The organism is Prosthecobacter sp., from assembly GCF_044378005.1.
Lineage (GTDB): Bacteria > Verrucomicrobiota > Verrucomicrobiia > Verrucomicrobiales > Verrucomicrobiaceae > Prosthecobacter.
In genome coordinates, this window is record NZ_JBILYB010000078.1 from 13,421 (window position 1) to 28,822 (window position 15,402).

Consider the following 15,402-nt stretch of genomic DNA (forward strand, 5'->3'; position numbering starts at 1 on the left):
CTCAGGCTTTTCTTGGCTGCACATCTGGCACGGAAGGCCCCATGGCCTGTGCGAACTGGATCTTCGATCTCACAAGGAGTGTGCCCAGGCAAAAGTCGGCCAGCGGGAAGACCACATTGAAGTTTTTGTGCATGTAGCGGTGATGTAGGAGGTGATGACCGTTCAGGCGGCGGAAGAGCCAGGGCTTCTCCACGCGACGCGCTTTGGGCAGATGCATGCACCAGTGGATGTACTCGTAGGCGATGTAATAGAGGACGAAGGTCGTGGCAGCTCCGGCGAGCATGATCCAGTGGCCGGTGATGGCGGAGAGGAGGAGTGTGGGGCTGGCTCCCATCAGGATGAGCACGGGGCCGTTCCACCAGGCCATGGGGATGGTTTCCTGGTCCTTCGGATCGACGAGGTGGTAGGTGTGGTCCGCTTTGAAGACTTGATGATGCACGACGGCGTGCGCCTGGAAGGCGTAGCGGAAGCTGCCCACGGGCCGGTGCATCACATAACGGTGGATGGACCACTCGAAGAAGGAGGCGAAGATCACATTGCCCACGAGGGCACCGACAAACCAAAGAATGGAATCAGACATTAGAGAGGGGTTGGAATGGCTCGGAAAAGGTCCGAGCCAGGGGCGGCGAGACTCTCAGTTCTCCCGGACTTGTCGAGACACAATTTGGAAAGATTGCCGTTGCAGAAGCATAAAGCCCAGACAGCCAGGGCTAGCCGACTTCACTTTACCGCCTTCATCCGCACATTTTGGATCGCCGCCGCCGTGTTGAAGGTGGAGATGGCGAGCGGGGCGTAGGTTTCGATGGGGCCGGGACGGAGGCTGACTTTGCGGTCTTTGATGTCCTGATCCACGATCTGTTTGTCATCGATCCACACGGAGAGATTCACAGGTGTCACGCGGAGGCGGATCTTGTACCATTTGTCGTCCTCGTACTTCTGGTAGGTGCCGGTGGCGTTGTTGCTGGCGTCCACATCGTCGATGCTGCTGATGCCAGTGACGCTGCCACCCCAGCCGCCGCAGATGAGGGTGGCGCACTTTTTCAGGTCGCCGACGGGGAATGTCAGGCCACAGAAGAAATCGACACCCTGGAGGCGCTTGGCTTCGAGGCTGATCTCATAGTTGGTCAGTGGCAGATCAGCTGCTTTTTTATAGACCACCCCGCTGAGGCTGTCCCCCTGATTGATGATCATCACCCCGCCTTCCAACTCGATCTGGCCGCTGCCGCCGATGTCCACGGTCTCCCAGGCATCGAGAGATTTCCCATCAAAAAGCACCCATTCCTTCGCGGCTGCTTCAGCGGCAGGTTTGGGGGGTTCCTGAGCAAAGGCGGGAAGAAGGCAGGCGAACAGGACAAGGGAGGTGATGACAGCGATTTTCATGCGAGCAGGGCCGGATGGTCCCATAGAACGTCTGGGTTCGTCAAAACCATCTTTTCCTCGTGGAGATAAATCTTGGGAACACGGCGCTTCCGAAAGGCTTGCGCTGGTGTGGGAATCCGGTTAGCACGACGGCCAGCCCATTTTTCCAACTGCACCATGTCTGATTCCGATGCCTCCTTTCGCCTCGCCGTGGTGACCCCCGGTGGCAAGGACGGGCGGCAGTCTTTCCCCAACGGTGCCGGCAGGTTGGGCGACCCCGGGCATCTGCCGGTGAATTTTCATGCTTATGCAGCCTGCACGTGGGGCAGTTATCTCAGCGGCGATGGCGCGATGCTGGAGGAAAGCCACGTGCTGCTCTTAATCGGCAGCAAGATGGAGCGGGCAGAGGCTCTGCTGCGGCGGCTCAAGGACGCGGGCAAGAAGGTCGTGATCACGATCAAGGAAACCGGGCTTCAGCAGATCGGCGGGCACTTCCAGAAATTTGAGAACTGGAGTGCCTTCAAGCGGATCTGCGCTCTTGCACATGGCGCACTGGCGACGACTTATGATACCGAGCCTTTGTATCTGGCGGCAAACAGGAATCTGCCAGTGCTTTTTCTCCCGCCGCCTTATCCAGTGGAGGAGTGGGACCTCTCGAGTCCTGAGAAAAGCGGGATTTTCATCGGTACCCGGCAGCTTTTCGTCACCTCACGCAATCACGCCCTGGCTTTGGTGATGGTAAGCCCGCTGGCTGCCGAGATGAACGAACCTGTGACCGTTATCAGTGGCCGGGCGAGTGATCTGCCGCCGGTGAAGCGTGTGCTGAACAAGCTGGTGGACTACAGCCATGACTGGCACCGCCGTTTTGCCGAAACGGCACCGCAAATGCGTGTGATCTCGCGGCAGATGCCAGCGCAGGAATATCTGCGCACCATGGCAGGGCATAAATTGGTGTTTCAGCTCGATCAAAGCAGCGTCCCAGGGCAGGTGGCCGGAGATGCATTGCTATGCCGCATCCCCTGCGTGGGTGGGAACGGCACGGCTGAGAGGATCATCTTTCCCGACCTGTGTGGTCATGGACGCACGGCGGAGGAAATCTTGGGTCTGTGCAGGCGATTGCTTGGCGATAAATCTTATTTTGAGGAGGTTGTTCGGAGGTCGGTCGAGTTGGCTTGTGAGAAAATGAGCTATTCGGCTGCGAGAAAGTCTCTGAGTCTCTTTTGGGTGTCCTTATAGTATTATCTGAAGCGGCATATTCTGAGAATTTTGTTCGACTCTTTGATGGGATTTTGATGTTATCAGCACGTATTTAAAATCGGACTCCAACCAAGCCCTCCCACTCAACCATGTATTCGCTACGCGATTGCCGCCGTCCCATTGGCTCATTTCTTTGTGTTCTCACTGCTTGCTGGCAGATCGCTCAACCGCTGCAGGGGGCAACCTTTTATTGGGACACGGACGGCAGTGATGTGGGTAACGCGGTCGATGGCACGAATCTTGGTGGCACTGGCACATGGGATGCTGTGTCTACAAACTGGTGGCCTGTGCCTGCTGGGGCGCTGACGACTTGGGGAAACACTAGCGCCGACACGGCCATTTTCTCAAAAGCCTTTTCGGCGCTGCCGACTCTGAATACCGTGACGTTGAGCGGGGCGCTCACGGCTAATCAGGTGCGATTCAACAGTGCCGGTTACACTCTCACCGGAGGCACGTCCTTGACGCTTGCTGGTGCGGGAGCGGGCTTGTATGCGGAGTTGGGTGAGTTTGCCACGATCAACTCCGTGATTGCAGGAGCGGATGGGCTCACGAAGACAGGGGGCGGCTCGATCCGGCTCACAGGGAACAATACTTACACGGGCACGACGACGATCAGTAGCGGCAGCTTGGTTATCTCGAATACGAATCAGCTTGGGACTGATGCATCTGCTGTCGTTGTAACGGGATCTGCCACGCGTGGATTTGGCGGCGGTGCCTTGGTCTTGGATGGTACTTCCGCTGGATTTACTCTTTCCCGAAACCTGTCACTTCAGGGCTATGGGCCGATCTCGGATCGCAGTGCAGCTCTCGTGAGCGTTGGAAACAACACACTCTCGGGCACTGTGAACATGGGTGTTCCTGCTGCGGGCGCTGGGGTGAACACTCGAATGACCGCGGCAAATGGCACCTTGACGCTCGGTGGCACTCTCGACGTGGATACCGTGATCGCCATAGGCACTACAGGCACGGTGATCAATACCCTGGGCGGCACCAATCAGACCGGTGTATCCAACTACAACTTGACCGGCGCTTTGACGGGTGACGGCACTCTCGAAAAATCGGGCGGCGGCACGTTGTTTTTGAATCCTTCCTCTTCAGCTGGATTCTCTGGGGCCGTGCGCGTAAGCGCCAGCACCACAGGACAACAGAGCACTGTTAGAATCACATCCAATGGTGTGCTGGGCACCCGCACAGCGTCGGGGATTAGCAGTGTGCTTGATATCAACGCAAGTATTCTAGAGCTGCGCATGGATTCGCCACTGATTCAGTCGGGCGGAAGCAATGCGAATGTTTACATTCGTGGCAATGGTAGCACCATGTTCGCAGACCATTCTGCTGGCGGAAGCGCGGTCAACGGCGTCGCCAACTTTGGCATTTTGACTCATGAAGACGGTGCTGGTGTTACCTTCAGCAGTCGCAACGGCTACGGAATGGCATTTACGACGGCCCCGGTCAGTGGCGCGGATGGCGACAGTACTTTCACGAATAGCCTGGGTGGGACACTCAGCTTCACGGGAGCTTTCTGGAGCAATGCCAATAATACAGCCGGTCGAACGATGAACATTGCTGGCAACGGCAACACTCTCATCAACGGCAACGTGACTGCTTCCGCTGCTGCCTTTAATCACAACTTAGCGAAGACAGGTTCGGGTCTCCTCACCATCTTAGGTAACGCGGCGACTCTCGATGGTACGGTGAGTGTGCAAGGATCGATGGCGATCACAGACTTCAGATCTATCGGTGCGGCAGCAAATGCGGAAACCATCACGTTGGGAAATGCGACTACCACGGCAGGCAATTTGATCATCGGCACCTCGACAGCGCCCACAGCTGCTAATTTGACCACCTCACGGCCCATCGTTCTGAATGGTACGACTGCTGGAAACTCCATTTATGCGAACCAGACAGGCACGACTGGGGTAACTTTAAGTGGAGCCTTTACAAAGCCTGTCACTGGCAATCAGAACCTGACTCTAGGCGGGACGAATGCAGCCGACAACCTCATTACCACGGCCTTGCCAGCTATGGGCACGGGCGGGTTGGTCAAAGTCGGAAGTGGCACTTGGGCTCTCTCCGCCACCAATCTTTATACGGGCGCTACTTCGATTGCCAACGGCACGCTAAAACTGAGGGCCAATGCGGCGACGTCAACGATCGTGGATAACGCCTCAGGCGTGACTTTTGTCCAAACCAACCAGTATGCTGGCGGCACGCTTGAGCTGGTAGGTCAGAATGGCGTCAACAATGTGGAGACAATGGCGGCACTGACCCCGACGGATGGTGCCAACAAATTGAAACTCACTCCTGGTGTGGGTGGGACAGCTTCCCTGATATTCTCATCCGTTGGAACGATTGGTGATGGGGCCACATTGAACATCATTGGCTCCAATGGCACCACGAATACAGTTACCCTGACCGGCCAAGCCGGCTTGAACGCCTCCCCACGTCTCTTTTTTGGAGGCACTGACTTTGCCTTTGGCGGTGCTGGTGGTGTCATGCGTGCCCCAGTATATGGAACAGATGCTGGTTTTGTGAATGCGCCTGCGGGTGCTGCTCTGCCCGCGGGTGCGGATAGCTTTTCCATTAACGGTGCCATCACTGCCCAAGGATCGCAGACTGTGGATACACTCAAATTTAATGGCGCTCAGTCTCTGACACTGTCTAGCGGTTCGACCCTGACCATTCGCACGGGGGCGGCAAACACGGATGGTGCCATTTTGGCAACAGGGGGTGCCTCGACGATCACGGGCGGCACCGGACTCAGCACGGGTGGCAGTGGTTCCCTGACCTTTTATGTCAATGCAGGCAGTCTGACCGTCGATACAGTTCTCACGGCAGGAACTACAGGTGGTATCACCAAGAGTGGTGCAGGAACGCTGATTTTAACCAAGGACAATCTGCAAACGGGAACGATCACCATCAATGAAGGTAGCATTCAGTTGTCGGGGACAGGAGATCTTGGAGCTGGAGCGTCTTTGACGCTGAGACAACTCACGACATTGGATCTCAACGGTATCACCCCGGTGAGCAACACCAATACATTCACGAATAACGGCACGGTGACCAGTGCTGCGCCCGCAACTTTTACGGTCGGTGGAGCTAACGGAACGGGAACATCTCTTGGGATTGTAAGCGGAGCGATTAGTTTGACCAAAATAGGGACCGGCGGACAAAGCTGGCTCGGGAGCAGCACTTACACTGGCGTTACCACCATCGGAAGCACTGGCCTAGTGACTGTGGACACACTGGCAAACGGTGGGCTAGCGAGTGGTATTGGCGCTTCTACGAGCGCCGCAGCCAACCTCGTCTTCAATGGTTCGACGGGCGGACTGGTTTACCAGGGAAATATCGTTGATGGCAACCTCACCTATGGATCCAGATCTGCTTCCACGGATCGCCTCTTCACCCTTGCGGGCACTGGTGCTACTCTTTCGAGCACCGCCTCGAATGGAAACTCCATCGTCTGGAGCAACACAGGAGCGATTGCGCACGGTATTGTGGGCCCGCAGACACTGATCTTCACGGGCACTTCCACGGCTGACAATACCTTCAATCCACAGCTCACTGACAGCGGCACCGGTGCCAATATCACCAGCGTGACCAAGACTGCAGCAGGGCAATGGAACCTTGGAAACAGTGCTAATAACTACACAGGAGCCACGACGATCTCTGAAGGCATTCTTGGTTTGAATGACAACGGTGCTTTACCAGTGAATAGTCCTCTTGCCTTGGGCACGACGACGACTTCGGGGATTCTCCAGATGAGTGGTAGTTTCACTCGAAACGTCGCTGCAACTGCCACGGCAGGCAGTGGAACTGTGACCTGGACGGGCACCACTGGTAGCGGTGGTTTCGCCGCGCATTCCACGCCTCTTACCGTTACTTTGAACAACGACGCCGTCACCCCGCTTACTTGGGGTAGTGGCGGTTTTGTCGGGACGGGTGGCGTCCAGTCGCTTCTATTGAACTCATCCTCAGCTCTTTCAGAGGTAATCTTTGCCAATTCCATCGATCTCAATGGGGCTGTGCGTACGGTCAACGTCGGCGACAATGGGAATACGGGCGCGGACTTTGCGACCATGACAGGCGTGCTCAGCGGCACCGGGGCCAGCGGGTTTAGGAAAGAGGGGGGCGGTATCTTGAGGCTCCAAGGTGCGAATACGTACACAGGGGATACCACGATCATTCAGGGGACATTGACGGTCAGCTCACTTGGTAATAGTGCCACCCCTGGCACGCCAACGAGCGTTGGCACGAGCACAGGCGCGAATCTGGCGGCGCAAGCTATCGTTCTCAGCCGAACGGGAAACAGTGCAGGTATTCTCCAATATGTTGGTAGCGGAGAGACCAGTGATAGGTTCATCCAATTAGGGGTGGATGGTGGAACCGGGAGTTCTCAGATCCATGCGGATGGTTCGGGGCCTTTGGTTTTAACCAACGTCAATAACACGCTCAATACGACTGCAAAGACACTCTTCCTCCGCGGATCCAATACCGCAGGAAACATGATTACAAATGCGCTCACTGATAACACGGGCGCGCTGTCAGTGACCGTTGATGGCGCGGCCACATGGATCTTGACTGGAGCAAGCACCTACACGGGCACGACGACAGTAGGTGCGGGTGCCTTGGGTATTGCCACAAGCACGCTTGGTAGTGGTGCTGGAAATCTCGATCTCAGTGCTGGCACCTTTTTTGCCTATGGCGCTGACCGCACAGTCAGTAATCCGGTACGCCTCATTAACAATCAAACCACGGCAGCATCTGGGGACTACAGTCTGACCTTCTCTCAGCCACTTCAGTTGCTGAACGCAGCCAACAACACGGGGCTGACGAACAACATCGTTTCTGGCAAGAGTCTCACTTTCGCGGGTGCCACGGCGAATGCATTAACCACTTCTAACCGCGTTTGGACCGTTGATGGCGCTGGAACGACTATTATCAACGGTGATTTTACGACCACTAACACGGCTGCCGGAGGTCTGAATATCACCAAGACCGGTAATGGTACCCTGACGTTAGGTGGTGCAGGTGGAGGCGTGAACAACTTCAACCGCAATAATGCTGGTATCGACTTGGACCGTGGCACCATTCGTCTGACCGCAAGTGAGGTCATCGGCCATGGATTGGACACGCAGGCAGTTCCTGTCGCTTATGGTGGCCTGACTCTCAGTCCGGAACTCGTTACTGGTGATACAGCTACGTTTGACTTGGGTGGACAGACGGAAACAATCAACGCCCTGACCGCAACAACGGATGGCGCTGTGATTATCGACAACACCTCCGCTAGCCCGGCAACCTTCATCTTTGGAGCCAATAATTCCACCGTAAGCATCAACAACACCGGGGCACGCACGATCACGGACTCAGGCACAGGTGCGCTTTCGATTGAGAAGACGGGCAACACAGCCCTCACCTTGCCAACAGGCATGACGCTGACCTACCAGGGCACCACCAGCAGCACGGGAGGTGGATCATTCACCATCAACTCGGCGCTGAATGGCACCACCGGCCTCATCGCAACGGGGAGCAGCACCTTGGCTCTTTCCGGTGGTCTTACCGTTCCGGGAGCCATCACTAGGATCGAAGTCGGCGGTGGGTCCACCCTCAGCCTCTTGGATGGCAACGGCAGCGCCATCTCGAACCTCACCAACCTGAATCTCGGTGCCGGAGCAGGTACTGCGACACTAAACCTCAATGTGGGTGACCTCAGCACAGCGGGTGACTTCCTGAACACGGACACACTCACGCTCCTCACCGGTGGCACACTGAACTTGGCCAACACCATTACGTTCAACCTGACGGACGCTGGCCTTAACCCATCCACCACTTACACCCTCCTCAATCTTGTGGACGGAGGCCTCACTGCCTTTGGCACCAGCAACATCATCCAGGGTGCCACTCCTGGTGGCTTCTCCGGCTTCACATGGACGGTGACAAATAATCTCGTCCAACTCACCACCGGTACGCTCATCACGGGTAATTCTTATTGGAGGGGTTTGACGGACAACACTTGGAACGCCAACGCCAACAACTGGTCCACCGATAAGGCGGGCACCATTGCAGCGGCTTCTATACCAGGTAGCGGCACGGACGTTGTCTTTGCCTACGATGGCATCGCCGCTGCTCCACTCTCCACCACGCTGGGGCAAAACATCAAGATCAACTCACTGACCTTCGAGGCGGGCACCACCACGCCAACATCTGTCACCATCGCTCCTGGGGCTGTGAGCACCAACCGTCTTGAAGTCGCTCCGCAGGTCGCCACAGACGGGATCAGGATCACTGCGGGTGGTCCCCCGGCGGTCACGATTTCTGCCCCGCTTCGTCTCGGTGCCAATCAAACCTGGAATGTCGCCGATGCAGCCTCCCTCCTCACCCTGTCTGGCAGTTTGCAGGGGGAAAAGGATGTGACCAAAACTGGAAGTGGAAGAGTCGTTCTGACTGCTGCTGCCGACAATGGTGCCAATGCTTTCAACCCCGGTCTGACCTCCGACTTTACGGTTAATGGTGGGTCTCTGGAGATCACAAACATCGACGCTCTGGGTGTCACAGGTAAGCGCGCCAACGTCGCCGTGAATACGGGCGGTGCCTTCTACTACAACAACGCCACGGCGGGCACCGTGACCAATGCCCTCACGCTCGGTGGTGGCACTCTCTCTGCAGGCGGGAACGGCCATACCTACAGCGGCAACGTGAATGTCAGCGGCAACTCCTTCATCAACATGGCCGACTCCAACGGCCCCGCCGCCAACGCTGCCCGCAATATCACCCTCTCCGGCGCGGTCAGTGGTTCTGGCAGCCTGACTATTGACAGCAATAACACGGTCTCCACAGGAAATCAGCTCGGCGGAACCCTCACCATCAACAACGCAGGCAGCACCTGGAACGGCGACCTGATCTTCAATCGTGGCACGGTCACGATCGCTGCGGCCGCCAGTGCTACAACTCTCCCGGATGACATCACCTTCAACAGCTTCGGTCGTTACATCGTCCAGGGAGTGGACGGTCAGACCATCAATCGCTCCGGCACCCTGATCTACGCAGCGGGAGCGGTGGGTGAGTTCCAAGTGGATAACACGACTGGTACCCAGGTTACGGACTTCCTAGTCAACCAAAATGGGGCCGTCACGCTCGGCTCCGGGGGCAATGGTGCCACCATGCGCGTCGCCCTGGTGGATACCCTTGCCAAACTGGACATCACCGGTGGTGTCACCCTCGGTGGCAATAGCAGCATCTCGGTCTCGAACAACGCCGCCCGCCTCCTCACCATCTCCAGTATCATCAACGACGGAGGGAACGTCTACAGCCTAGCCATCAACGACGATGCGGGTGCCTGGGCGCAAACAAACGCTACGGTGCGCCTGATCGCGGCAAACACCTTCTCCGGCAACTTCGCCTTGGGAGAGGGGATCGCGGAGTTCAACACCGTTACCGGAATCAGCGGTGCGGCAAGCAGTCTGGGCCAAGGCACGGCCATCACGATTGGCGGTGGCAACCTGCGCTTCATCGGCTCCGCTAGCCAGTCCACCAACCGTCCTATCACAACGACGGCTTCCTCTACCCTCTCTGCCCATGGCACAGGCGGTGCCAGCATCACCTACACGGGTGCCATCACGCAGGCGCTGGATAACAGCCTCACCCTGCTCGGCACGGACAACACCACCACTGGATTCATCACCGGGGGCATCACCCAGGTCGGCGTAGCCGCCGACCTAGCGGTGAGTTCCGGGAACTGGACCCTGAGCGGCGCTCCGAGCGTGTTGGCTGACGACATCATCGTGACCAACGCCAGCTCGGTTTTGAACCTCAACGGTGCCAGCCTCATTTCCTTCACTGCTGGCACCAGCAACGGCCTTTACTCACGTGCCGGTGCGACGATCAACCTGCTCTCCAACGACATCTTTGGTCCCCTGAACAGCGGCAGCCTCGACTTCATCCTGCTGGGTGACAACTCCACCGGTGGTGCCTTCCTGAACACCAACACCTTCTCCATCGAGACACCCCGCCTCGACCTCGGCCAGCGCACGGCCGGCTTCACCGCCCAGATTGATGGCACTGGCACGGTCTTCGTGCGGGGAGGGGCGATTGACCTCTTTGACGGCACGGTGAATGCCAACCTCGCCAGCGACGGCTCCACTGCCTTTGAGAAGATCGGCATTGGCACCGCGACGCTGAAGGGCGACAACAGCGGTCTGGCCTCCACCGGTGCCAGCATCGTCTATGAAGGCACCCTGATCCTGGACTACACCGCCAGCAACACCACCAAACTCCGTACCGCTTCCGCCCTGGAAATGCGCGGCGCGGACCTGATCCTCAACGGCAGCAACAGTGCCGCTACCAGCCAATCCGTCGGCAGTCTCACTCTCGCCAACGGCGGAAGCGCGGTGATCACCCTGAACCCCGGCACGGGCCAGGATCTAGTGCTGAACCTCAACGCCATCACCCGTGCCATCAACGCCTTGGACGGCACGGTCCGCTTCAACCTGCCCACCGGCACCCAGAGCGCCACCAACGGTATCACCACGGACACACTCAACACCATCGGCACTGGCACCAACGCCATCCTCGGTGGCTGGGCCACGGTCACGGACGGCACGGGCACCTTCTTCGCCCGCAATGTTCCCAACACGACCGATGGCAACATCGGCGCGGCTGTCACCACCTCCACGGACGCTGTCGCCTCCTGGCTGACTGGGGAAAACATCAGCGACTCCAGCGGGTTCACCGGTACTCTCAGCAGCGCCTACATCAACAGCCTGCGCTTCAATGCCGCATCAGGTTCCGACGTAGCGCTGAGCTCCACAGGTGTGCTAGGCATCAACAGTGGCGGTATCCTCGTGACGAGCAATGTCGGCGCTACGCCCAGCCTGATGAACGGCACCATCTTCTCCGGTGCCCAGGCCGCCAACGTGCCCGAACTCATCATCATCCAAGACAGCTCCTCCGTCTTCGAGATCGGTGCTGACTTGCGCACCAACTCCGCCTTCACCAAGTCCGGCTCCGGCACGGTGCGGCTCTCCGGCAACAACACCTATACCGGCACCACCGCGATCGAGGACGGAATCCTCCAGGTCAGCGGCGGCAGCGCCATCGGCGACACCTCGGTGCTGAACTTCGGCGTGCGCCGCCAGAACACCGTGCAGTTGCTCGCGAATGAAACCATCGGCGGCCTCGCCGGCGGGCAGCGCCAGACCGAACTCGACTTCGGCATCATGGACTTGGGCAGCCACACCCTCACCATCAACCAAGCTGCCAGCAGCACCTTCTCCGGCCGCTTGAGTGGGAGCGGCACCATCGTGATGGCCTCCGGCACCGGAAACTTCAACTACGCCGGCCAGACCAGCACCGGACTCTTCACCGGGTCGGTGGTGGTCAATTCTGGTCTTTTCCAGCTCAGTGGGGCCACCGCCCGACTTGGCAGTGCCACATTCTTTACCATCAATGGCCCCGGCAACTTCCTTCTAGATAACAATGACGACACCAACGTCACGGACCGCATCAGCGATACCGCGACTTTCACCCTGAACTCCGCCTCGGGTCCATTCAGTGGAGAAACTCGTCCGCGTGGCTTTGCGAATCGGAATAACGACAACGATAATGCGACGGAAACCTATGGTTCCCTCGTCTTGAACAGCGGTGCCAGCTACGTTTCAATGGATGCGAGCGGTGGAACTTCGGCGCAAGCTGGCTTGATCGCCGCAATCGGCTGGACGCGGAGCAACGCCGCCACCATCAATGTGCGTGCGCGGAATCTCGGCGGCACCGCAAATGAACGCTCGCAATTCAAAGTCGCAGACGCCAACGACGCCGCCATGATTGCTGCCAACGTGGGCGGCGGTGGCACCATTGGCGGCACGGCCAAGAACGTCAGCATCATTCCCTGGGCCATCGGCGAAAACCTCGCGGCTGGTTTGGTTGATGGTAACATGGGCAACACCTTCCTCTCTTATGTGGATAACCGCGGTTTCGTGCCGCTGAACCTCACCGATGAATTTTCCATCTTCAGCGCGGCCGCGGCAGGTGACAACGTCCGTGAATCGCTCGGTGCGGACCTTACTGGCATCGCCGGGGCCACGGTCAACTCCCTGATTCTCAACAATACCGCCTTCGCCGGTCTCGACGTGACCGGAACTGGCCCGGGTCAGACCCTGGCCATCACCAGTGGTGCGCTGATGTTCACCGTCACGGGCGGCGTGGCCAGCACGGCTTACGACACGACGCTTGGCGGCTTCAACAGCGGCATCACCGTCGGCAGCACCAATGAGTATGTCATTCATGTCGTGAACCCCTCCTCGGCGGCCACCACCTCCACCCTGACAGCCACCATCGCCTCCCCGCTCACCTCCAGCGCCGATATCACCAAAGCCGGTCGTGGCACACTCATCCTGAATCAGGTCAACACCGCTGGCGGCGGAACCAACAAGACCACGCTCAACGAAGGCACCCTCGAAATCGGCGATCTGGATCACATCGGCGGAAGCACGGGAAGCCTCGTCTTCGCGGGAGGAACACTTCGCCTCGGCGCAGGACTGACCGATGACATCTCTACCCGTTCCATCAGCTTCCTGCTTGGCGGCGGCACGATCAATACCAACAGCATTGATCTTGCGCTGGCGAATACTCTTGGCTCCGGCTCCGGTGCCTTCACTAAGGTCGGCGCAGGTGACCTGACCCTGAACGCGACCTCGATCCGGTCGGGAGCGTCCACGCTCACCACCGGCACGATCACCATCGGCGCGACCAATGCCCTCGGGGTAGGTGGCGACCTCAGCATCGGTGCTGGGACGACCCTTGCCCTTGGTGCCAACAACATCAGCCACGGCCTCGTCACCACCTCTGGTGCCAGCCCAGCCATCACCGGCACCGGCACCATCACCGCCTCCACTGGTTTCTCCCTCAATCACACTGGCGACACCACCATCGATGCGATACTTGCTGGAGCAGGTGGCTTGCTGAAATTACAGTCAAACGTCGTCACACTCACCGGTGCAAACAGCTATACGGGCACCACGGAAGTTCAGGCAGGAGGCCTTGCCTTCAGCAGCATCGGCAATGTGGGCGGTGGCGCCAGTTCCCTGGGCAACCCTGCCAACGCCGAGGCCGCCATCATCCGCATGGGACTCTCGACGGCGGCCACCACCCTGACCTACACAGGCAGCGGCCACAGCACCAACCGCCTCATCGGCATGCAGGGCACCACCGGCGGCGTCACCCTGAATGGCAACGGAACCGGGGCCATTTCTTACACCTCGGGAGTGCGTTTCGAAAATGCGGGTAATAAGACCCTCACACTCCGCGGCACCTCTGATCCTGCGATCCTCAACCAGATCGGTATGCTCACGGAAGCAGGAGGCGTTCTCACTCTGAACAAATCGGACGCCAACACTTGGATGATCAATGGCGGCAGCACCTACACCGGAGCCACCCAGATCGACCAGGGAACGCTCATGATTGGCGTGAACAATGCCTTGCCCACCACGACCACCGTCCGCATCGGCACGGGTGCAACCGCAGGCACCTTTGACCTCAATGGATTCGATCAGACCATCGGATCGCTCTCTTCAACCACCAACAGTGCATCCGTCACCAATACAATTGTTGTGGACGCTGGAAAGACCCTGACGGTGACCGGAGCTGTGACGATCGGCGCAAACGTCGCCGCTGGTGCGACCACACTGCTCAATGCCACGGGCGGTGGCAGCTTTGTGAATAACAATGATGGTGGAACCTTCCAGATTGGTGGAGCTACGGGTGGCACCAACACCAACGTGGCCACGGTTGATTTCAGCGGCCTCAGCAACTTCACCGTAAATGTGGGAAGCGCGGGCACATTCCGGGTGGGTGACAACAACACCAATACCTCGGGAAGTCCTGCCTCTGGATCCACTCTGATCCTGGCTTCAACGTCAGCTAGCATTACCGCCGGCACTTTGAGCCTGGGCCAAGGCACAGGTCAGGGCAGTGCAGTCCAGACACTCAGCCTGGGAGCAGGGACCAACATCATTAACGCTGATACGATCAATATCGGCGGAAACACCACACGCTCGGGAGGCTCTTTGAACTTCGCAGGTGCTTCCGGCTCGGTGGTAATCCGTGCTTTCAATGGAACCGACGCCGCCGTCGTGAACATGGTTAATGGTGCCGTCAATACTGGCATCGCAAACAACACTTCATTCCTCTTGGCGGGTCACAATGCGGACGCGCTCATCAGCACGATGACAATGGCGGCCAAAAGTGCGGGCACGGGTGCGACCACTTCAACCTTCACCTTTGATCAAGGCACTCTCGACATCACGACTCTCGAAATGGTGCGCAACACAGGTGCCTACGGCGGCACAGCTTCAGCCAACGTCACGATTGGAGGAGGCACTGCCACCATCGACACCGTCAACATGGCCCTCAACAGCAGTTCCGCAGCTGCAACGGCAACGGCGAATCTTAATATCTCAGGTGGAACGGTGACTCTGGGCACAGGAACGGGAACAGCCATCAACATGGCAAACGCTTCAGCAAGTCGAACCTCCACTTCAAACATCAACCTCACTAGCGGAACCGTCGAAGTGACTGGCAATATTGTCCGCACAGGTGGTGCCGGCACTGAGAATGCAACGGTTACCCTCAATGGAGCGACCCTCGACTTGAATGGCAACAGCATTGGTGCCTCTGCGCAGACCATCACCTTTGCCGCACAATCCGGCACACTGTCCGGCCTCGCCGAAGTGAATGGCGGTGGCCTGCTCGACAAGACCACCGCTGGCTCCTTGAGCCTCGGCAACGGCAATC

4 protein-coding genes are annotated in these 15,402 nt (G+C 58.2%); 2 read left to right on the forward strand and 2 right to left on the reverse strand.

Going from position 1 to position 15,402, the window contains the following annotated elements:
- Nucleotide 1: 1 nt before the first annotated feature.
- Both AC6FTP_RS15345 and AC6FTP_RS15350 read right to left on the reverse strand, forming a co-directional pair.
- The gene (locus AC6FTP_RS15345) at nucleotides 2–580 is read right to left on the reverse strand and encodes a sterol desaturase family protein (protein ID WP_497207794.1); all 579 of its coding nucleotides are present in this window, start codon (nucleotides 578–580) and stop codon (nucleotides 2–4) included.
- Nucleotides 581–720: 140 nt separating this feature from the next.
- Entirely contained in the window at nucleotides 721–1,380 is a 660-nt protein-coding gene (locus AC6FTP_RS15350; RefSeq protein ID WP_497207795.1) for a 3-keto-disaccharide hydrolase, read from the reverse strand.
- 156 nt (nucleotides 1,381–1,536) lie between these two features.
- Between AC6FTP_RS15350 and AC6FTP_RS15355 the strand changes: the two genes are divergently transcribed.
- Complete coding sequence (locus tag AC6FTP_RS15355) at nucleotides 1,537–2,595, forward strand: hypothetical protein (protein ID WP_497207796.1); 1,059 nt, start codon at nucleotides 1,537–1,539, stop codon at nucleotides 2,593–2,595.
- Between the two features lie 110 nt (nucleotides 2,596–2,705).
- Nucleotides 2,706–15,402 (forward strand): beta strand repeat-containing protein (locus AC6FTP_RS15360; RefSeq protein WP_497207797.1); only part of this gene is annotated, 12,697 nt, incomplete at its 3' end.